The following is an 18,456-nucleotide window of genomic DNA, read 5'->3' as shown; positions in this document are numbered from 1 at the left end:
TCCGGATTGAAATATAGTAAAAGGTTACCGGAATCTTCCAGAATAACCGAATCGGCCTATTCATCCAGATGGACTCGTGCTCCCTACCGTTCTAGTTCGGCTCCATCTCCAATTCCGCAATCCGCTTCTCCACATACCGCGTATCTTTGTGAGCGATATACGTTTCCGCTTTTTCCACTATGACCGACGTGTTGTATTCCGGAATGCCTGCGTACGGCTCATAAACGCCTTTTGGCAGCAGCACATTACCCTCCGGCCAGTATACCTCCAGATTGCCGCGTTTCATATCGGCGAATTTCGCACGACCGATGAACGTCCCATGCGTATTGTAAACGGCCACCGCCTCGCCCTCCCGAATCGACAATCCCTCCGCGTCCTCCGGATGAATGAGCACATCTTCTCGCATCGCTTCGTTAAAAGGATCTTTCTCGCTGTACACCATCGAGTTGAATTGTTTGCCCCGACGGGTTGTGACGTAGAAATGACCCTCCGGCTTACGCAGCTCCGGCACTTGAATGGCCAGCAACCTGCCTTTACCGTCATCGGTCGGACAGACGCCTTGCTCGCACAACCACGCTCCTCCCCATTGGAAAACGTCGCCCTTGCGCTGCAATTGTTGGACGCCGTTGTAGTACGGTATTACTTCCGCGATCTCGTCACGGATGCTTTGCGCGCTCTCCATCCCCAGCTTAGCCGCTTTCTCCGGCCGCACCCGCTTCGCCAAGTCAACGTAGATCGCCCATTCCGCTCGGGCTTCCCCGATCCGCGGTCCTTCGATCTCGGGACTAAAATACACCATACGCTCGGTGCTCGTCGAAGTGCCGCCTCCTGGCTGCTCATAGCGCGTCATCGCCGGCAGCAGAATCACTTCTTCTTGAGCATCCACTAAAGAAGATGTATTCAAAATAATGTCCTGGTGCACGCGCAGTTCGACCGCCTCGAGCGACTCGCGGATGAATGCCGGATCCGGCATCGTCTCGAGAAAATTGCCGCCGCTCGTGTAGAACACCCGGGTGCGACGGTCGTGACCGGCGGGCAGCAGCGCATTCTCGAGCGTCAACCCAACGATATCGCCTTCCCAAGCAGGCAGCTCGAAGCCCCACTGCTTCTCCAGCTTCTCGCGACCCGCCGCGCTGTTCGAGACGCCGCCGGGCAACGACATCGGCTCCGCGCCCATCTCCCCGGCGCCTTGTACGCCGCTATGCCCGCGGATCGGCATGACGCCGCAGCGCTCGCGGCCCACGAACCCCCGAAGCATGGCCAGATTGGCCACCTGGGACACGTTGTCGGTCCCGAACCGGTGCTGCGTGAGCCCCATGCTCCACACGAACACCCCGCTCTTCGCCGTGGCCAGCTGCCTCGCGAACAACTCCATCTCCGGCCGCCCGAGGCCGGAGGAACGTTCGAGCACGTCCCACGGCAGCGCCTGGACGTGCGCCCGCACGTCGTCCACGCCCTCCGTGTGGGCTCGGACGAACGCCCAATCGATGGCGGAGCCGGCTGCCTCCGCCTCCATCTCGAACCAGGCCTTCATGACGCCGTTCATGAAGGCGATGTCGCCGCCGATGTTCACCTGCACGAACGAGTCGACGATCTTCGTCCCGAATAAAGCGCTTTCCGGAATCGACGGGATCCAGTAGTTCTCCATCGACGGCTCGCGGTACGGATTGACGACGATGATCTTCGTGCCGGCTTTTTTGGCGGCATACATGTATTTGGTCGACACCGGCTGATTATTCGCGGCGACGGAGCCCCAGAAGATCAGCACGTCGGTGCCGATCCAGTCCTTGTAGCTGCAGCTCGAGGCGGAGATGCCGAGCGACCGCTTGAGCGCCGTCTTGCTCGGCGAGTGGCAGATGCGCGAAGCATTGTCCACATTGTTCGTGCCGAGGAACCGCGCCACCTTGCCTCCCGCGTAATACACCTCGTTCGTAATGCCTCGAGCGGTCAAATAAAACGCGAGCTGCTTCGGATCGACAGTGCGAATCTTGGCCGCGATCCGGTTCAGTGCCTCGTCCCAGCTGAGCCGGGTGAACTTCGTCTCGCCCTTGCGGCGCGACATCGGGTAAGGCAGCCGCCCCAGCTTGCGCAGAGCGGTGCTATCCAGCGCGCGCAGCTTCTCGATATCCTCGAACCATTGCGACGGGATGGCCGGCATCGTGTTCAGCCGCAGCACATTGAGACGGGTCGTGCACAGATGCGGACCGGAGAGTGTCTGGTCGCGAAGCCCGGACACGCCAAGCGCGCACCCGTCGCAGACGCCCTGTGTCAGAATGCGGTAAGCGTAAGGCAAATTGTCGCGATTATCGTAAGCAGCCTTTAACGTATCCAGGATATGATGCGGCTTCACGTGGCCAAGTCCGAGCGGCATTTTGCTTACCCATAGCGCCGGCTTGAGCGACGTGTCCAGCTTCACCGGACCCGTATGTTTCGTTTTCCCCATATGTACACTCCCTTATCATGTGCCTAACATGGACTTTCCAGGAAAAAGCCGATGTCGTCTGTACGTGAGGTGAGCGATGCTTTATGCTAATCATAGCACGCACGAACCGGAGCTAACATCCACTATTTTACGATGATGCGGAGGGGTTTCCTTGCTCGACAACGACATGCCCGTCACAACGAAGTGGCCGATTCGCCGTTACCGCGGCGACGACTGGGAGCTGACCGACGATTCGATCGTAACCGAATATCCGCTTACGCTATATGTAAATGACCGCGAGTTCGCCACGATCGTCTGCACCCCGGCCGATCTCGAGCCGATGACGATCGGCTTCCTCGCCTCGGAAGGAGCGATCCGCTCGGTCAACGATATCGAGCGGCTGTCGATCGACACGGCCTCAGGCCGAGCCTTCGCCGATCTCAAGCGCAAGTCGGCGCTCGACCCGGCGCTGTTCACGAAGCGCCGCATCGCCTCCTGCTGCGGCAAGAGCAGGCAGTCGTTCTACTTCCAGGCTGACGCCCAAACCGCGAAGCCGCTGCCGCCTCCCGGCGAGGAGCCGCCGATGCTGAGCGCAACGCAATGCTTCGCGCTTATGCAGCGGCTGCATGCGGCGGCGGATGTCCACCGCGAGACCGGCGGCGTCCACCAAGCCGCGCTCGCCGATGCCGACGGCCGCGAGCTGATCGCCGCCTTCGCCGATATCGGGCGGCACAATGCGCTCGACAAGCTGTACGGCTATATTTTGACCGCCTGCATCGACACCTCCGACAAGACGATCGTCTTCAGCGGCCGTCTCGCCTCGGAGGTGGTCCTGAAGGCGGTCAAGATCGGCGCGCCGGTGCTACTCTCGAAGTCGGCGCCTACCGACCTCGCGCTGCAGCTCGCCGACGAGCTCGGCTTGACCGCCGTCGGATTCGTACGCGGTGCCGGCATGAACGTCTACACGCATGCCGGCCGGATTGCGGACTAAGCCCCGCCGGGGCGGCTATCGTAACTGAAGACTGGCCGGCCAGCTCCCTCCGCCCTGCTACGCTTTATACCGGGTCAATATGCAAGGGACGCCCTTGCCCACCGCTCCGGGCTCGCGCATCCGGGCGGCATAGCGCATCCCTCTGGCGCAAGGCGTTTTGCACACCTCGCAGATGTCCGAGGTGACCGTTCTCAACTGATAGGAGCCCCCCGAGGTTGGGGCGGCTTTCTTTTTCGTTTTGCCCTTCGCGGCCATCGCTTCACGCTGCTCCTCTCAACCGGCCGGGTGCCCGACCTTCTCAAGCAGTGTATGGCCGGGCGACCGATCGGACCTCCGCGAACGCCCGGAATCGCCAAAACATTTTTACGCAAACAAGCCTGCTATTATTATCTCGAATCCAAAACCGTATTCTTTTTTTTTCCATATAAACGTGATACATTAGAGGGGATGCAATTGGGCTTACGCCCGCTCATCGCAGAAGGAGGTTCATTATGAAGTTCCAACTACGAATGATCGGCTCGGGGTCCGCTTTCGCCAAGGCGTACTACAACAACAACGCGCTTGTCGCTTGTAACGGATACACGCTGATGATCGATTGCGGAATTTTGGCGCCTATGGCGCTTCACAAGATGAATTTCCCGATGAACGACATTCAGGGCGTGCTGGTGACTCATCTGCATGCCGACCATATAGGCGGATTGGAAGAATACGCCTTGCGTATGAAATATATGTACCAGCTCAGACCGTCGCTCTATATTGAGGAGAATCTGATAGAGCCGCTCTGGGACGATTCGCTCAAGGCCGGCCTTCGCTACACTGTCGAGGGCGAATCGACGTTGCGTGATTTCTTCGACGTCGTTCCGCTGAAGTGCGACGTCCGTCAAGAAATTCAACCCGGACTGAGCGTAGAGCTAATCCGAACGAAGCATTTCCCGAACATGCCGAGCTATTCCGTCGTGCTGAATGACAAAGTATTCTACAGCGGCGACATGACGTTCAATCGGGCGCTGCTGGACGAGATGTTCGTACGCAGGCAATGCGTGCAGGTACTGCATGATTGCCAGCTCGAAGGCAACGGACTCGTCCATTCGACGCTGAACGAGCTGCTCAGCCTGCCGGAGGAGTACCAGGAGCGGATCTTGCTGATGCATTACGGGGATTCGATGCCCGACTACATGGGCAAAACCGGCAAAATGACCTTCATCGAGCAACATAAACCATATGAATTTCTAGCGGCTCCTTAGCGGCCGAAGTGCTTATGCAGAACGACAACAACCCCGCGGCGGCCGCGGGGTTGTCTGGAATTGGCGGATCGTTCAGACAGAGCGTCAGAACGAAGGCAAATTGTCCAGGTTGTTGCTCGGGTCTCCATCCGCATCTCCGCGGATGTAGAGCTCACCGTCTCTGCCTTTGAACAAATTCACGCCTTGGATACGGCCCTGGTTAACTTCTTCGCGTGCCGATACGTAATCCAATTCGCGGCCGGACGACGTCTTGAACGCCGTCAAGTCACCGTCTCCGTTTTTGCGGACGGCGACGAACGATTCTCGCTCACCCTTTTGCAGACTCATAGCTTCATCCTCCTTAGCTGACAAATGCAGGCCTAGTATTTCCTTTACGCCACCAGTTTATGTTCCGGTCGCATCGGGCAAATCCAGATCCAACAATGGCAAATCCCTTTGGAGGTCTCGAGATGGTCTCACGGTTCCTGGTTCCGGTCTACTGCGTATTGGTCGTCATCTCCTCGCTCGTGCTCGAGCGCGCCTCATATCCGCTTATCACGCTGCTGATCGGCGGTCTCCTGCTCGTCGTCTACTTCATGGAATTCCGCCATGCCAAGCTGCATGTACTGAGATTCGCCCTGCTCGTCGCCTTGCATTATTTCACCCAGTTGAACTGGGTATTGCCGGTATTCCTGCTCTTGCTTGGCCGGGACTGTTATCCGATCAAATCCCTGCCAAGGATGTTGCTCCTCTGGAGCCTCTACTTCGTGTCCTATACAAGCATTCGATTATTCTACTCGACGATTAACGATTACGCGATCCTTGTAAGCGTATACGATGCGCTCGCTTTTGGTTTAACCATCTACCTGAGCAAGTTTCTGTTCAAGTCGGAGCAGAGCAAGGAGCTGTTGGGCACGCAAAACCGACTGCTCTCCACTCGAGACGGCTTGACCGGTCTTCACAACTACGACGCCTACCACCGGCAAGTCGAGCAGCTGCTGATCGGCCGCACGCCGCTCATTCTGATCATCATCGACTGTACCGATTTGAAATCCTACAATAATGTACAAGGCTTCTCTGAAGGCGACCGTCTGCTGAAGGAAATCGCCGAGCTGCTCAAGGTGCTGTTCTCCGATGCTTATGTCATCTCCCGTTATGGCGGCGACGAATTCGCGCTGGCGATCAATGCGAACAATCCGGATGAGCGGATTACTAGCGTACGGCAGCTGCTCGAATCCGAAATCGCCAAACTGACCGGGGTCAAAATCACGTACGGCTATTCTACTTATCCAATTGACGGGTATACGAAGGAAGAGCTGATCCATGCAGCGGAAAAAATGCTGTTCTCGATGAAAAACGAGATGTGGGTAAAACGGGAAAACCATCTGATCCGCTCCGAGAAGCTGCGTGTCGTCGGAGAGCTCGCCTCGGGCATGGCACATGAAATCCGCAACCCGCTCACGACGGTGAAGGGCTTCCTGCAAATTTCGCGCTCCAACCAATACAATATCGAGCCCTGGTACGAGCTCATTATGGACGAGATCAACCGGATGAGCGAGCTGACCGCCGAATTTTTACAATTTTCCAAGCCCCATGTCGTGCATTACAAGGTGAGGCCGATTCATCCGTGTGTACACCGCGTTATCTCGTTGATGGAATCCGAAGCGCTGCGGCTTGGCCACCAAATAATATATTTACCCCAAAATCCGGAGCTTGAAATGCTGATGGATCAAGATAAGCTGGTGCAGCTGCTGATGAATCTGGTGAAAAATTCGTTCGAGGCGATGACGGAGGAAGGGACGGTCACCATTCGTCTATATGAAAGCGGGCAATATGCGGTCATTGAGGTGGGGGACACGGGTAAAGGCATTCCCGAAGCCGAGCTGGCCAAAGTGTTCCACCCGTTCTATACGACGAAGGAAAACGGGACGGGCCTCGGGTTGTCCATCTGCCACAAAATCGTGCAGGACCACGGCGGCAATATGGAAGTGGAGAGCAAGCTGATGGTCGGCACCACCTTCCGGCTCTCCTTGCCGAAAGCGATTCAGTCCGCGGAGACGGGGAGTTGAAGCGGCTTCTTCATCCGCACATGCTCGATGCCAGCATCCAAGAACGGCTCCGTCGAGATGACGGCATACCCCATTTTGGCGTAAAACGCGGAAGCTTGCACCTGCGCATCGAGCACAGCAAACGTATAGCCAAGTTGAACAGCCTGCCGCTCCATCGCTTCCACCAGCAACCGTCCGTAGCCTTTCCCGCGGAACGACTTCAAGATGGCGATGCGCTGCAGCTTGGCGCTGCCCGGCTCGTATGTCTTCAGCCTGGAAGCTCCGAGCTCGGTTCCATTCTCATCCCTCAGCAAAAAATGCACGGCAGCATTCGCAGAAATGTCGTATTCATCGACCTCCAGCTCCTCGGCTACCCCCTGCTCCTGCACGAAAACATCCTTGCGAACCCGCAGACATTTCGCCAACTCCTCTTGACTGTTCACAATCGCAACGTTCATGCTCCTATCCTTTCTGCCATCGAATGCTCCTTGTTCCTTACATCCGCAGCGTAACCTGATTGCCTGAGCTGTAGTGTCGAAGCCCTCTGTAGAACAAAACCGAACTGCCCGTCAGCAGCACCAGCGATGCACCGATCAATCCGAATGCGAACGGCCACTCAACCGTCTTCAGCAATCCGATCGGGATATAGCTGATGAAGCCGGCCGGCACCAATGTGAACAAAAGCAGCTTGCCCGCTCCGCGAAAAATATCGGTCGGATACGTGGCGAACGTCAAGAAGCCCATGTTCAATTGCATGCCCAGCGCCTCGGCGTTGCCCATATAGAAAGCTAACGACTGTACAAGCAAATTAAAGCAAATAAACAGCAGCGTGGCAAGCAGCAGGCCGATTCCGAATTTTAACAGTCCTCCTGCGCTATGCTGGCCGAACATGCCGTACAGCCCTAACCCGAACACGACATCTCCGATCGCCGATACCGACATGCGGCTCACGAGCACATGCGGCAAAACCGGCTTCGGCTGAACGAGAAACGTCTCCAGCTGCCCGTTGGCGATCAACCCTGCAAGCGTGAAGCAATTGCCGAACAACACCGCAGCGACACCGAACCCCCCGGCGCCGATGGCCCACATCATCATGACATCCTCGAACGTCCAACCATTGACCACCTGGAAACGATGAAAGTAGACGCCCCAATAAAAAATCCAGACGATGTTGTTCACAAACATCATGCCGGCCGTCAGGAAGAAGCTGAGCCTATATTCGAGCGCTCCGGCCAAATTCAGCTTCCAGCAGGCGACGATTACTTTCAACAAGGGCAGCAGCCTTCCGTTCGACCCTCTTGCGTCAGCCTCCATTGACATGCAGCTTTTTCACTCCTTTCCGATATACTGCGAACGCTCCCGCCATCAGCACTACGATCCAGATCAATTGGATGCCGATCATCCGTATCCATTCCGCAGCCTCGAATCGAACGGCCGTCTTAGCGGTGAAGTAGGCAATTCCCTGAAACGGCAGCCAGCCGCTGATTGTCTGTAGGGCGCCCGGGAACATCTCAAGCGGCAGCAGCATGCCGCCGATCGTGAACAGCAGCTTCGAGTAAACGAAATCTAGCCCTCGCGTCTCCTCGACCCAGAAGGCGCACAGCGCCACCATCATGTTCATGGCGTATTGGATGGTGAATGCCCCGAGCAATACAACAGCTAGCGCGGCCAAAGACACAAGACTTGGCGTGGACCAACCGAACACCGCGATCCCCAGCATACTGCCGATAGCCAGATTGACCATGAACCGGATGAGCGCCTCTCCCATAAAGGCCGAGTAGTGGTACAGCACATAATGGATCGGGCGAAGCAGCTGGTAGCCTACGTCGCCGTTTTTTACTTCCGTCTCAATCTTCGCCACCAGCTTCGGAAATGCAAGGATGACCGATTCCGCCACGATCAAATACCAGATGATTTGTTTGTATGTGTACCCCTCTATACGATCTGTCCCTTCACCCTCGAAGGTCACCGTCCATACTTGCATGAAAATGTACAAGATCAGCAGCAGAAACAAGGAGCGAAACGCGAAGTCGGCGACATAAGCCAAATGGCTGCGAACCGTAATTCGCCCGACCGCCGTATATTTGCTTGCTTTACCGACCCAGCTCCAGCTCACTGCGGATCCCCTCCGTTCTTGAGGTGTGCTCATATATCCGCGTTATGATTTGCTCCATAGGGGGGTCCTCGATCGTCACATCCTCCAACCGGAAGGCGCCTACAATATCCGCCAGCACCGTCTCAATCGTCACCCGGGACGTATCGACCGAGAGTGTCGCCTCCGTCCCCCGCTCCGCTAACAGCTCTACGCCTTCCCGGCGCAATGCCGTCCAATCGCCCGGCTCCCGCAGCCGCAGATTGATCGTCTTGCGGGTCAGGAAGTTGCGCTTCAAGTTCGCCACACGATCGTCCAGGATGATCGTGCCGTGGTTCACGACGATCGCCCTTCGGCACAGCTGCTCGACGTCGCCGGCATCATGCGAAGTGAGGAACAGCGTCGTCCCTTCCTGGCGATTCATCTCGAGCAGTAGCTCGCGGATTCTCAGCTTCACGACGACATCGAGGCCGATCGTCGGCTCGTCGAGGAACACGAGCTCCGGCCGGTGCAAGAGCGCCGCCGCCATCTCGCAGCGCATCCGCTCGCCGAGCGACAGCTTCCTTACCGGCGTCGTCAAGTACGGCTGCAGCTCGAATCGTTCGATCAAGTCGTCGCGCCGGCGAATATAGTCGGTTTTGCCGATCTCGTAGATGCGCGACATCAGCTCGAACGTATCCATCGGCGGGAGGTGGTACCACAGCTGCGACTTCTGGCCGAATACGGTACCGATGCGAAAAGCGAGCTTCGACCGCTCCTTCCACGGACAGTGGCCGAGCACCTCAGCCGTCCCCGCTGTCGGATGCAGAATACCGGTCAGCATCTTGATCGTCGTCGACTTGCCGGCACCGTTCGGACCAAGAAAAGCGACGAAATCGCCTCGCTCGATATCCAGATCGATCGGCTGTACGGCGATCTTCTCGTTGTACTCGGGGTGGAACCATGCTTTCCAGCTCCCTCTCAGCCCGGACTGCTTGCGTTTGACTTGAAACGATTTGCTCAACCCTCTTACGCGGATTCCCCACATTGCTCTCCACCTCCACCGTTTTATCCCATTAAAGCAACAAAGACCTCCCGCAAGCCGCCTTTGCTGGCGGAACTTGCCGAAGGTCTTTTATCCCTACGGTGTGACGTGAATGACACCATTCTTCGTCCGGCTTCGCTCGGTTCGACAGCGTCGGCGCAACGCCAATCAGCGTCTCGCGTGCCTCGGATCCCTAGAAGCCCTCCCACTTATTTACAACATACTAGCACAGCGTTCAACGGCTGGCAACCGTTTTTTTGACGGCTTGTCGACTCGGTCTGCATCTCGGTATCGGCTTTGCGGCAGCAAATCCGAACAGCGACACCTCGCCGCTGCCTTGCACGTTGGGACCGCCTTTCCGCAGCCGGATCGCCGAACGCCTCAACAGCGATTTCACCTGCTCGTTCGTCAGCCGCGGAAACCGCTGCAGCAGCTGCGCGATCGCCCCTGCCACGATCGGCGTGGACATGCTCGTGCCGGACATGCGGAAGTAGCTGTTCGCCACCCGATTGAACGGCTCCCTCCGGTCCAGGAACGATCCTGGCGCTCTGAGTGAGACAATGTCCACCCCGGGCGCCACGAGATCCGGCTTTGTTTTCCTGTCCGGCGCCGGACCTCTGCTGGAAAAAGGCGCAACCTGATCGTCCGTCTGCTTCAGAGTGCGAAGGTCATCCGTTGCCCCGACCGTAATGATCTTCGGATTGATTCCGGGGGAATCGATTGTCCTCGCGCCCGGCCCTTCGTTGCCCGCAGAGGCGACGACGATCAGCCCGCGGTCCCACGCCCGGCCGACTGCCCGGCACAACGGATCTTCCTCGCAGCTCCCGCCAGGTGGGCCTCCGAACGACATATTTACGATGCGGGTGCCGAATTTGTGCCTGGTCCGGACGATCCAGTCGATCGCGGCGATGACGTCGGAAGTATCGCCCTCGCCGAAGCGGTTGAACGCCTTGGCCACCACGAGTCTGGCCTTTGGCGAAGGACCGGTGTATTTGCCGCGCGAGCTGCGTCCATTGCCGGCGGCGTCTCCCGCCACATGCGTCCCGTGGCCGTTGTCGTCATATGGATGGCAGCGGCCGCCAAGGAAGTCCCGGAAGCCCACGATTCGATTGACCGGCTTGACCAGGTCCGGATGAGGGTATACGCCGGTGTCGATGATGCCGATCGTCACGCCTCGGCCGGTCAGCCCGCGGCGCTGCAGGAGCGTCGAGCCGATAGACGGCGTGGCGATGTTCAGCCGCGTCCGCAGCTTCGTGTCGTGATGCACCCGCTTCACGGACGAATGACGCAGCAGCTTGCTCAGGCAGCTCGCGTGCACTTCTGCGGCGACCGAGCCGATGATTTCGAGCTTCCTGCGGATTCGAAACCGCCGTCCGCTTCCTGCCATACTACTGCGCAGCTTCTTTAAGCAGCCGCCGGACGCCGGTTTGCACAGCTCAACGATCACCTTGAATCGTCGAGGCGCCATCCCTTTTGCCCGACAACCTCGAATATGCTGTTTCAGCGACACGCTCATTTTGTTTCGTTGCTTGTGCTTGTGCATTTATTGCTTCATCCTCTATGGCTTAGATGAACTTGGCACCGCGAAGAATGATGACGAGCAGGATGAACAATACGAGCACCATGCCTACTTCCGAACCACCACAAGGATGTTCGAAAGCCGGGGAGACCGGGTATTTCATCCCATGCACTTTAGCATTATCATAAGCGGGAGCGACCGCCATCGGAGCGACCATCGGCGCGTTCATGGCAGCGTTCATCGCAGGGTTGGATTGCGTCGGCATCATCGAAGCGGGGCTAACCATTGGTTTATTCATCATATTTTCCATAAATCCACCTCCCTTGATTGTTTGATACACGATAGTCTATGGGGGATCACCTACCGCGAACACGGTATATACCCAGATGCGGCAGAAATGAGCACTTGCCTATGGCGCGATGGCTTGGACGGGCTGGAATACAAGATGTCGAAACGGGGAAAGCTGGAAACAGGCGTGCCTCCTAGGTTTGTTCAAGGATTTGTCATAATCACGAAGGCGTGTCGAATAGATTCTGTCCAGGAAATAGCGTATAATTTGGATTGACATATTGACGAGGGGGATCCGCATGTACAAGTGGTTAATGTCCATTCTGTTCTTCGGTGCTTGCACGTTCGGCCTGATTTACTTGGCTGTTACGTTTCAACCTGAGAAAAGCGAGGAGGATTTGGCGGCGGCCGACGGCATGAAGACGCTGAAGATCACAGCTTCCAACTTCCAATTCGATCAAGCCGAATACAAAGTGACGAAAGGCGACACGCTTAAGGTCATTCTGTCGAACAAAGAAGGCAAACACGGCATTGAGATCGTAGGTCTCGACGTTACGCTGAGCGGTGCTACCACTTCCAAAGAAGTGACGTTCGACAAACCCGGCACATACGACATCGTTTGCTCCGTTCCTTGCGGCGCAGGCCATGTTCAGATGAAAACCAAACTTGTTGTTGCTTAATTGCCGTAACCGGCAATTCTCATTCCAAACGGCGTCGTCCTGAGTACAGGACGGCGCCGTTTATCCATGGGGAGGATGCGGAGCATGTCGAAGCTTAGCGAAGAGCAAGTGCAGGAGCGGCTGGCTCAAGGGACCTATCCCGGTTGGCAGCGGAAGGACGAGAAGTGGTTGACGAAGAAATACCGGGTTCGCGAATTTCTGGACGGCATTGAATTCGTCCGGCAAGTCGCATTAGCAGCGGAGGAGCTCAATCACCATCCTATGATCGCCATCGACTACAAGCTGGTTACGCTCAGCGTGACGTCTTGGAGCGCCGGCGGCATTACCGAGCTCGACTTCGAGCTAATGGCAAAGTGCGACAGCCTGTTCTCCAGATGAATGTTCATGCAGCAACGCCCGATGTCCGTCAATGCGGAATCGGGCGTTTGCTTGTTATTTCATTTCCCCATCGGTCACCCAAGCCAGATTGAATCTAGCGATCGTCATATGCTTTGTGAAGGCGCATTGCCGTTCCATCCAATCGCGTTCGTAGAGGCAGAAGATCGTCTGACCGTCATTACTGATCGCCAGGTCGGAATAACCGGCTTCCAGCTCCAACAGGCTGCTGTAATTCCAAGTCTTGCCCTCATCCAGACTGAGGCGGATCGTCAGATTTCGCCGCGATTGATTCCCCCACTTGAATCTGGTACCGTCGCTGAACGTACGCCACTCGATATCTCCTTCTCCGTCGAACGCGCAATTGCTGAACAAGATTCCGCTGAATCCGCGAGTTTCAGAGAATGCAATCCGCAAAATGCTGCCCTCGCAAATCGGATCCGGCAAATCCGTCGCGTGTATCGGCTCTCCCCAGGTAACCCCACCGTCCGGACTGATCGCAACGCCGCGGCTGCGGGTGTCGGATTCGTGCCGAAAGTTCATCATGACGCTGCCATCCGCCAGCTCCACCGCCGTCGACTCGCTTGGACTCACCCAGCCGTCCTTGTCCCATATGATCGACCCTCGCTCCCAAGTCGTGCCGCCGTCGTTGCTATATATGCTCGAGAGGACCGAAGGTCGATGCACCTCTCCGCCGTTCGAGAGCCAGACCGGGATGACGAGCCTCCCGCTGCGCAGCTCGATGGCGTGTCCGGTGCCGTTCGCAATTACATTCCAGTCGTATTCGGAACGGAACTTTTCGAACACGGACGTGATCTCCACCGGCTCCGACCAAGTGAGACCGTCGTCTTCGCTGCGCGTCATGTAGCCGTTGGCATAGTTGCGGAACCAGAACAAGTAGACGGTGTCGCTCTTCTTGGCTGCAATCATGCTGGCGTTGTGGAACGTCTCCTTCGCTATTCCTTCGACGAGCATGATCCGCTCGCTCCATGTTTCCCCGTTGTCCGTGCTGCGCCTCATGATGACATCCTGCTTGGTCCAGTCGCCCGTCCCCATCCTCGCTTCGTAGTGGGCCAAGACGGTTCCGCGACGCGTCACGACGATACCCGGAATACGATACATTTTATAGCCGCCCGTGTCGTACTCTTCGAAATTCACTTTGTTCAAATAGGCCGATGTTGCCGTCATTAAATCAGCACCTCGTCTGTCGTTTTATCCGTATTGTAGATGGGGGGCCGTCATACAAGCAATACGTTTCGCGCATAATCACGAAAACCTCCACCATACCGGATAAATTTGCCCACACTCTCCTTCCAAAAGATAAAGGGCACCTTTACAGGCGCCCTTCCCTATTTCAATCTTTCTTAAATAATCTTGCCGCTTACCAGCCCCAAAAGCACCACCAGCACATTCGCTTCACCTCCTCCATTCGTAAAGTGCAATCTGAATAGCGGGTTAGATAGCCAACTGGTTCTGCATCGCAGCCTTCAGGCTGTCGCGCTGTTTGATATAATCAACCCATAGAGGGAAGATCTCTTGGAAAGCTTCTACGACGCGGGGATCGAACTGTTTCCCCTTGCCGTCAATAATGCGTCTATAAGCCTCCTCGACCGGCAATGCATCGCGATAGGAACGCATCGTGGTCATCGCGTCGAAAGCGTCTGCCACCGAGGTGATCCGGGCCAGAATCGGAATCTCGTCTCCGAGAAGCTGGTCGGGATAGCCGTTGCCGTCCCAATGCTCATGATGGTGCAGGATGACTTCGACACTATCTTTCAGGCCTTCGATCCCTTTCATCGCGTTGGCCCCGACTACCGGATGACTCTTAATGATGTCGTATTCCGCCTCGGTCAAGGAGGACGGCTTAGTCAGAATATAGTCCGGAATGTTCACCTTGCCGACATCATGCAGCAGACAAGCGTAGTAGAACAATTTCAGCTCTTCCTCCGAAAACTGCCCCATTCGATGGGCGAGCAGCAAGGAGAAATGGGCGACTCGCTCACTATGGCCTCGGGTATAAGGATCCTTCAGCTCCAGCGTGGCGACAATTCCTTTGACGATTTCCTCCATCTGCACGTTGTACGATTCCCTTACTGCCTTCACGTAGTCGAGGAAGCGGTTCAAGAGGATATATGTAATGGATGAGATCACGATAGTTAAGGAGATGGGCACGATTACGATCGACTGCATGAGAACTATGCCGGTTATCGCATATTTCAAAATAAAGCATGCCATTACGTAGAAGAAGTAGCGGCGATTTAAGAAAATGGGTGTAAAGAACAAGAAAAGCAATTCCCCGATGTTGCCGCTTTGGTACTTTTCCTCAACTCCCCAATACATCATGATGTCGTTCGTCATGGTCGCGAGCAGGAAAACGCCCAGGTATAAATATTTAATTGGAAACGGATTTTTTTGTCGAATCAGATAAATCGCATAAGGAAGCAACGCAAGTTCAATTATGTATAGGAAGTAGCCCAGGCCGCCTTCGTTGAAGCTTCGATTGGTACTGAAGACACCTGGAAACAAGTAATATAAACTATAATCAAATATAACCTGCAGCAAGTAGTACAGCACTAAAAATAACTTGACGGCTCGCAATTCCTGGTCGATTACCGTTTGGTGTAGCAGCCCCTTTTGCATCTCATTACCTCTCAGCCTCTATATGATGTGAATCTATGTTTGTGGCGTGATACAGGAAACTTATTAACCTTTCGACACCATACGAAACAATTCCTTCTTTGTCCCCTATTCCAATCAAAAAAAGTTATAAATCGCAACCTTCCGACCTATAGATCAGCCGACATCGATTAGGCCCTGCAGAACTTGCCCTCTCCCGCCGCCTTCGTCCTACTTTATAAAATTATTATGAACCCGATGTTGACATTCCGGACAAACCTTGGTATTATAAATCTCGTTCCCCAAAAAAAGAAAATCAACATGATCTGTTAGCTCAGCTGGGAGAGCACTATCTTGACAGGGTAGGGGTCAGTGGTTCGAGCCCACTACAGATCATAAGCAAGAGCCCTTGTGTATCAAGGGCTCTTTTCCTTGTGCGCCTATGCTCGGCATGTTCTTGCTGGCGCTCCTCACGTATCTGAATAAACGAAAATAATCCGGCAGCCGCCCCGCCTCCCGAATGCGCACCAGATTCAAGTATTCGACGAAATGAAAGCCGGTAACCGTTCGAAAGGTCCGACTGAGATACGCGGCGCTCATCCCGATTCGTCCAGCCACCGCCTGCAGCGACATCGGATCTTCATAATGACGATTGAGAAATTGCACGATTTTGGATAGTTTCGCATGGACGGGGCTTGGATGCCCGAATGGCGTCTGCGGCGTGCGTCTCATCATGCGTCCGGCGGTTCCGTCCGATCCCGGTAAGATGTTCGATGAAGGACATGTTGGTCGATGAACACCAGGTCTCCTTCCCGCACCGCATACGCCCGGTCTTCCACAAAATAAGTCAGCGAGCCGGATACCAGGTAATAGATTTCATAATTGCTATGGTAATACTTCTGCCCCTTGGCGGGATTCGGCGCGGCTGTCCGCTTCAAGCGGTTGACGAACAAGTCGCTGCCCAGGCTACCGTAGGACACGAGGCTTTGCATCGGCAATAGTTATATTTTTTGGTGATTTTATTTTTATGTATTCCCTTTGATTCCAACCCTGCAAGCGTCAACAATAGGTCGCATTGGATGAACTTACGGCACTTCACTAGCCCCACACGCGTCTTAAGTCCTATCCCGAACATGAAAAACCTTCGGATCCACTGTCGAATAGTGGCTCCGAAGGGACCCCGTACCGGGATGCAACCCATTCGAGGCGCTGCCGGTAATCTCGCAATGGCGAATCGTGAAGTCTTCGCTAATCTGCGAGCTGACGCCTTCGCCATTAAAATCCGTCACCGCGACCTCTTCGATCGTGCACTGATTGGATTGATAGAAGTAGATGGCGCCGCCTCGGCAGCCGTTGATCCAATCGTTATTCGCCCGATTGCCATCGATCAGAAGCGAGGAGATGCTTACCGCTGCACATCGACGCCGTAAAGGATGGAACTTGCATTGGATACGACGCCGCCCTCATGGACGCTGTAATCGTAAACTAACGGTTGGTCGAAATAGAGCGTATTGCCTTCTATCGCCGTAATGACCGCTGTGCTCGTCAAATAGTTCCCCGCAGTCAACCGGTCGTGAATTTGAATCCCCATGCCGACCTTGAAGCCGCTGGCATCTTCCACCTCCGCCCGCAGCTCGCCTTAATCGGCATCGACGCGAAGCGCCGAACGGACACCATCGATTTTCCTCAGCACGGTTTCTCTTCCTGCACCCGTCAGCCGGACATGTTCGTAGAGCCGGATTGGCCGATCGATCTCATAGACTCCGCCGGAGAGCACAACGGTCCCTCCTTCGTTACGCGCGACAGCATCAACTGCCGCTTGTATTGAAAGCGAAGAATAGCCTTGAATATGTGCGGCGGCATCGCCGACCGTTATCGTCTGATGTGCTCTTTTCATACGGTAATTCTCCCATGTTGTTTCTCCTCCGAATCTTGCTGGTCACTTGCTCCTTCTCTCTCCTAGCGGCTAGCGTTCTTGCCTCGCCTCCTGCGAAACGCAAGCAGGGAACCCAGCCATCCCTCCCACTCTGAAAAGGACGTTCCGGTTTCCCTCATGCGCGTCACTCTATTGCTGCTGATCCAGTTTATCCAGCAAACGGAGAATGATCGTTATCGCTTCCGCTCTAGTCGTATGCTCATTCGGCGCAAACAGACCATTATCCTTCCCGTCGATCAGACCGGCCTTCGCGCCGGCGGCGACATTAGGACGCGACCATGACGGAATGTCCGCCACATCTGCAAATTCGGGTACGGCTTCTGGCGACACCGGCATCCCTGTTGCCCGGACCATGATGGCTGCCATCTCCGGCCGCGACAGGAGATTGTCGGCGCGGAAGGTTCGATCCTCATAACCAGAGAGCAGATTCGCACGAACGGCTGCCGCTACATACTTCTTCGCCCAGGCGGGAATGCGGCTGTCGTCGGCAAAGGTCGATGCAGTCTCTTTCCCGAAGGGCAGCTCCATCGCGCGAACGAGCAGAGCGGCAAATTCGGCGCGGCTAATCGGATTCTGCGGACGGAACGTCCGATCTTCATACCCGTCGGCTAGACCGAGCGCGGCTGCTTTTCGGATGCTGTCTTCCGCCCAGTGACCTTCAATATCGGTCAACGTCGGAGCGCTTCCGATGAGCACGCCGGCGCTGACCGCATGTGTTGTCATGGTCAGCCGAGAATTGACGAGCTGCACGTCCAGCAGCGATACCTTGGCCACCCCGTCCCCGATCGTCTCGAAGGTCAGCTCGCCAAGCGTCAAATCGCCATTCTCTCCGGGAACGCCGCCTACTTTCGTATGCGCGAACGTAATGCGATTCTCCTGCTCCTTCGGCAATACGGTGAATCCCGGAATGTCGGTTTCCGCTCTCTTTAACTTCAAGCGCAGCGGATCGTAAGCCAGATGAAGCTCATAAGCATACAGATCGGTCAGATGTTGTCCCGATACGGACAAGCGTACCTCGCCAGTCGTGCCGGTCGGCTCGTCGATCTGCTGCAGTACGAATGTCGGCTTCTCCTCGGCAAGCGCCGCTGGCATCCATAGCCCGCCTGTAACGAGTGCGCAACCCAGAAGAAGCGTTAAAGTGTTGCGGAGCGTTCGATTTCGTGTCATAGTCCGTGTTCCTTTCGGTAGAATGGCGAATCGGAGGATGATCCGCAGATCATCCTCCTGCTCGGCCTTCTGTAC

At 55.8% G+C, this 18,456-nt stretch carries 22 protein-coding genes and 1 tRNA gene; 6 read left to right on the top strand and 17 right to left on the bottom strand.

Features of this window, described 5'->3' with window-relative positions:
• Positions 1-91: 91 nt before the first annotated feature.
• Positions 92-2,443: an FdhF/YdeP family oxidoreductase gene (locus PKO02S_RS03580; RefSeq protein ID WP_127579716.1), complete on the bottom strand. Its 2,352-nt coding sequence runs from the start codon at positions 2,441-2,443 to the stop codon at positions 92-94.
• A gap of 151 nt (positions 2,444-2,594) precedes the next feature.
• On the opposite strand from PKO02S_RS03580, the gene fdhD reads away from it, so the two are divergent.
• The gene (gene fdhD, locus PKO02S_RS03575) at positions 2,595-3,413 is read left to right on the top strand and encodes a formate dehydrogenase accessory sulfurtransferase FdhD (protein WP_307720005.1); all 819 of its coding nucleotides are present in this window, start codon (positions 2,595-2,597) and stop codon (positions 3,411-3,413) included.
• A gap of 57 nt (positions 3,414-3,470) precedes the next feature.
• Here fdhD and PKO02S_RS03570 read toward each other — a convergent pair whose 3' ends face one another.
• Positions 3,471-3,668 (bottom strand): hypothetical protein, encoded by a 198-nt coding sequence (locus PKO02S_RS03570; protein WP_127579715.1) that lies wholly within the window; start codon positions 3,666-3,668, stop codon positions 3,471-3,473.
• A 236-nt stretch (positions 3,669-3,904) separates the two neighbouring features.
• Here PKO02S_RS03570 and PKO02S_RS03565 point away from each other — a divergent pair, with 236 nt between their 5' ends.
• Complete coding sequence (locus PKO02S_RS03565; RefSeq protein ID WP_127579714.1) at positions 3,905-4,657, top strand: MBL fold metallo-hydrolase; 753 nt, start codon at positions 3,905-3,907, stop codon at positions 4,655-4,657.
• Between the two features lie 84 nt (positions 4,658-4,741).
• On the opposite strand, the gene PKO02S_RS03560 is transcribed toward PKO02S_RS03565, so the two are convergent.
• A complete protein-coding gene (locus PKO02S_RS03560; protein WP_127579713.1) occupies positions 4,742-4,984 on the bottom strand; it encodes a DUF3892 domain-containing protein in 243 nt (80 codons plus the stop codon).
• A 122-nt stretch (positions 4,985-5,106) separates the two neighbouring features.
• Here PKO02S_RS03560 and PKO02S_RS03555 point away from each other — a divergent pair, with 122 nt between their 5' ends.
• Positions 5,107-6,705, top strand: a complete 1,599-nt coding sequence (locus PKO02S_RS03555; RefSeq protein ID WP_127579712.1) for a sensor histidine kinase — start codon at positions 5,107-5,109, stop codon at positions 6,703-6,705.
• Here the strand turns inward: PKO02S_RS03555 and PKO02S_RS03550 are convergent.
• The 6 genes from PKO02S_RS03550 to PKO02S_RS03525 form a co-directional block, all read right to left on the bottom strand.
• Positions 6,681-7,142 carry a GNAT family N-acetyltransferase gene (locus PKO02S_RS03550; RefSeq protein WP_127579711.1) on the bottom strand — a complete coding sequence of 154 codons (462 nt, stop codon included), beginning with the start codon at positions 7,140-7,142 and terminating at the stop codon, positions 6,681-6,683. The genes PKO02S_RS03555 and PKO02S_RS03550 overlap by 25 nt on opposite strands.
• Positions 7,143-7,179: 37 nt before the next feature.
• Positions 7,180-8,004: an ABC transporter permease gene (locus PKO02S_RS03545; RefSeq protein ID WP_246066815.1), complete on the bottom strand. Its 825-nt coding sequence runs from the start codon at positions 8,002-8,004 to the stop codon at positions 7,180-7,182.
• Entirely contained in the window at positions 7,988-8,800 is an 813-nt protein-coding gene (locus PKO02S_RS03540; protein WP_246066814.1) for an ABC transporter permease, read from the bottom strand. The genes PKO02S_RS03545 and PKO02S_RS03540 overlap by 17 nt, the downstream gene beginning before the upstream one ends.
• Entirely contained in the window at positions 8,778-9,803 is a 1,026-nt protein-coding gene (locus PKO02S_RS03535; protein ID WP_127579709.1) for an ABC transporter ATP-binding protein, read from the bottom strand. Before PKO02S_RS03535 ends, PKO02S_RS03540 begins: the two co-directional genes overlap by 23 nt.
• A gap of 232 nt (positions 9,804-10,035) precedes the next feature.
• Complete coding sequence (locus tag PKO02S_RS03530) at positions 10,036-11,343, bottom strand: S8 family peptidase (RefSeq protein WP_127579708.1); 1,308 nt, start codon at positions 11,341-11,343, stop codon at positions 10,036-10,038.
• A gap of 22 nt (positions 11,344-11,365) precedes the next feature.
• Complete coding sequence (locus PKO02S_RS03525) at positions 11,366-11,629, bottom strand: hypothetical protein (protein ID WP_127579707.1); 264 nt, start codon at positions 11,627-11,629, stop codon at positions 11,366-11,368.
• A 277-nt stretch (positions 11,630-11,906) separates the two neighbouring features.
• On the opposite strand from PKO02S_RS03525, the gene PKO02S_RS03520 reads away from it, so the two are divergent.
• Together PKO02S_RS03520 and PKO02S_RS03515 are read left to right on the top strand one after the other, a co-directional pair.
• Positions 11,907-12,287, top strand: a complete 381-nt coding sequence (locus PKO02S_RS03520) for a cupredoxin domain-containing protein (protein WP_127579706.1) — start codon at positions 11,907-11,909, stop codon at positions 12,285-12,287.
• An 84-nt stretch (positions 12,288-12,371) separates the two neighbouring features.
• The gene (locus tag PKO02S_RS03515; RefSeq protein WP_127579705.1) at positions 12,372-12,665 is read left to right on the top strand and encodes a 4a-hydroxytetrahydrobiopterin dehydratase; all 294 of its coding nucleotides are present in this window, start codon (positions 12,372-12,374) and stop codon (positions 12,663-12,665) included.
• A 54-nt stretch (positions 12,666-12,719) separates the two neighbouring features.
• Here PKO02S_RS03515 and PKO02S_RS03510 read toward each other — a convergent pair whose 3' ends face one another.
• Complete coding sequence (locus tag PKO02S_RS03510; protein ID WP_127579704.1) at positions 12,720-13,850, bottom strand: sialidase family protein; 1,131 nt, start codon at positions 13,848-13,850, stop codon at positions 12,720-12,722.
• Positions 13,851-14,117: 267 nt separating this feature from the next.
• A complete protein-coding gene (locus PKO02S_RS03505) occupies positions 14,118-15,302 on the bottom strand; it encodes an HD-GYP domain-containing protein (RefSeq protein WP_127579703.1) in 1,185 nt (394 codons plus the stop codon).
• A 299-nt stretch (positions 15,303-15,601) separates the two neighbouring features.
• Here PKO02S_RS03505 and PKO02S_RS03500 point away from each other — a divergent pair.
• Positions 15,602-15,674 (top strand) — tRNA-Val (locus PKO02S_RS03500).
• Here PKO02S_RS03500 and PKO02S_RS03495 read toward each other — a convergent pair.
• The 6 genes from PKO02S_RS03495 to PKO02S_RS03470 form a co-directional block, all read right to left on the bottom strand.
• Positions 15,672-16,013 (bottom strand): AraC family transcriptional regulator, encoded by a 342-nt coding sequence (locus PKO02S_RS03495; protein WP_127579702.1) that lies wholly within the window; start codon positions 16,011-16,013, stop codon positions 15,672-15,674. The two genes, PKO02S_RS03500 and PKO02S_RS03495, sit on opposite strands and share 3 nt — an antisense overlap.
• On the bottom strand, positions 16,010-16,258 hold the full coding sequence (locus PKO02S_RS03490) for a cupin domain-containing protein (protein ID WP_164821275.1): 249 nt from the start codon (positions 16,256-16,258) through the stop codon (positions 16,010-16,012). Before PKO02S_RS03490 ends, PKO02S_RS03495 begins: the two co-directional genes overlap by 4 nt.
• A gap of 135 nt (positions 16,259-16,393) precedes the next feature.
• Positions 16,394-16,636 (bottom strand): right-handed parallel beta-helix repeat-containing protein, encoded by a 243-nt coding sequence (locus PKO02S_RS33085; RefSeq protein WP_281280398.1) that lies wholly within the window; start codon positions 16,634-16,636, stop codon positions 16,394-16,396.
• Positions 16,637-16,683: 47 nt separating this feature from the next.
• Positions 16,684-16,899 (bottom strand): hypothetical protein, encoded by a 216-nt coding sequence (locus PKO02S_RS03480; protein WP_127579699.1) that lies wholly within the window; start codon positions 16,897-16,899, stop codon positions 16,684-16,686.
• An 18-nt stretch (positions 16,900-16,917) separates the two neighbouring features.
• Complete coding sequence (locus tag PKO02S_RS03475) at positions 16,918-17,175, bottom strand: glycosyl hydrolase family 28-related protein (RefSeq protein ID WP_127579698.1); 258 nt, start codon at positions 17,173-17,175, stop codon at positions 16,918-16,920.
• Between the two features lie 168 nt (positions 17,176-17,343).
• A complete protein-coding gene (locus tag PKO02S_RS03470; protein ID WP_127579697.1) occupies positions 17,344-18,381 on the bottom strand; it encodes an S-layer homology domain-containing protein in 1,038 nt (345 codons plus the stop codon).
• Between the last annotated feature and the right edge of the window lie 75 nt (positions 18,382-18,456).

The sequence above is a fragment of the Paenibacillus koleovorans NBRC 103111 genome (assembly GCF_004000845.1).
GTDB lineage: Bacteria > Bacillota > Bacilli > Paenibacillales > NBRC-103111 > Paenibacillus_AA > Paenibacillus_AA koleovorans.
This window is presented reverse-complemented; position numbering and strand designations above follow the sequence as displayed.

Bases quoted from the DNA above. Each gene is read 5' to 3' on its own strand.
- PKO02S_RS03580 (WP_127579716.1), bottom strand. From the start codon at position 2,443: ATGGGGAAAACGAAACATACGGGTCCGGTGAAGCTGGACACGTCGCTC.
- PKO02S_RS03570 (WP_127579715.1), bottom strand. From the start codon at position 3,668: ATGGCCGCGAAGGGCAAAACGAAAAAGAAAGCCGCCCCAACCTCGGGG.
- PKO02S_RS03565 (WP_127579714.1), top strand. From the start codon at position 3,905: ATGAAGTTCCAACTACGAATGATCGGCTCGGGGTCCGCTTTCGCCAAG.
- PKO02S_RS03560 (WP_127579713.1), bottom strand. From the start codon at position 4,984: ATGAGTCTGCAAAAGGGTGAGCGAGAATCGTTCGTCGCCGTCCGCAAA.
- PKO02S_RS03555 (WP_127579712.1), top strand. From the start codon at position 5,107: ATGGTCTCACGGTTCCTGGTTCCGGTCTACTGCGTATTGGTCGTCATC.
- PKO02S_RS03550 (WP_127579711.1), bottom strand. From the start codon at position 7,142: ATGAACGTTGCGATTGTGAACAGTCAAGAGGAGTTGGCGAAATGTCTG.
- PKO02S_RS03545 (WP_246066815.1), bottom strand. From the start codon at position 8,004: ATGTCAATGGAGGCTGACGCAAGAGGGTCGAACGGAAGGCTGCTGCCC.
- PKO02S_RS03535 (WP_127579709.1), bottom strand. From the start codon at position 9,803: ATGTGGGGAATCCGCGTAAGAGGGTTGAGCAAATCGTTTCAAGTCAAA.
- PKO02S_RS03530 (WP_127579708.1), bottom strand. From the start codon at position 11,343: ATGCACAAGCACAAGCAACGAAACAAAATGAGCGTGTCGCTGAAACAG.
- PKO02S_RS03525 (WP_127579707.1), bottom strand. From the start codon at position 11,629: ATGGAAAATATGATGAATAAACCAATGGTTAGCCCCGCTTCGATGATG.
- PKO02S_RS03520 (WP_127579706.1), top strand. From the start codon at position 11,907: ATGTACAAGTGGTTAATGTCCATTCTGTTCTTCGGTGCTTGCACGTTC.
- PKO02S_RS03515 (WP_127579705.1), top strand. From the start codon at position 12,372: ATGTCGAAGCTTAGCGAAGAGCAAGTGCAGGAGCGGCTGGCTCAAGGG.
- PKO02S_RS03510 (WP_127579704.1), bottom strand. From the start codon at position 13,850: ATGACGGCAACATCGGCCTATTTGAACAAAGTGAATTTCGAAGAGTAC.
- PKO02S_RS03505 (WP_127579703.1), bottom strand. From the start codon at position 15,302: ATGCAAAAGGGGCTGCTACACCAAACGGTAATCGACCAGGAATTGCGA.
- PKO02S_RS03495 (WP_127579702.1), bottom strand. From the start codon at position 16,013: ATGATGAGACGCACGCCGCAGACGCCATTCGGGCATCCAAGCCCCGTC.
- PKO02S_RS03475 (WP_127579698.1), bottom strand. From the start codon at position 17,175: ATGAAAAGAGCACATCAGACGATAACGGTCGGCGATGCCGCCGCACAT.
- PKO02S_RS03470 (WP_127579697.1), bottom strand. From the start codon at position 18,381: ATGACACGAAATCGAACGCTCCGCAACACTTTAACGCTTCTTCTGGGT.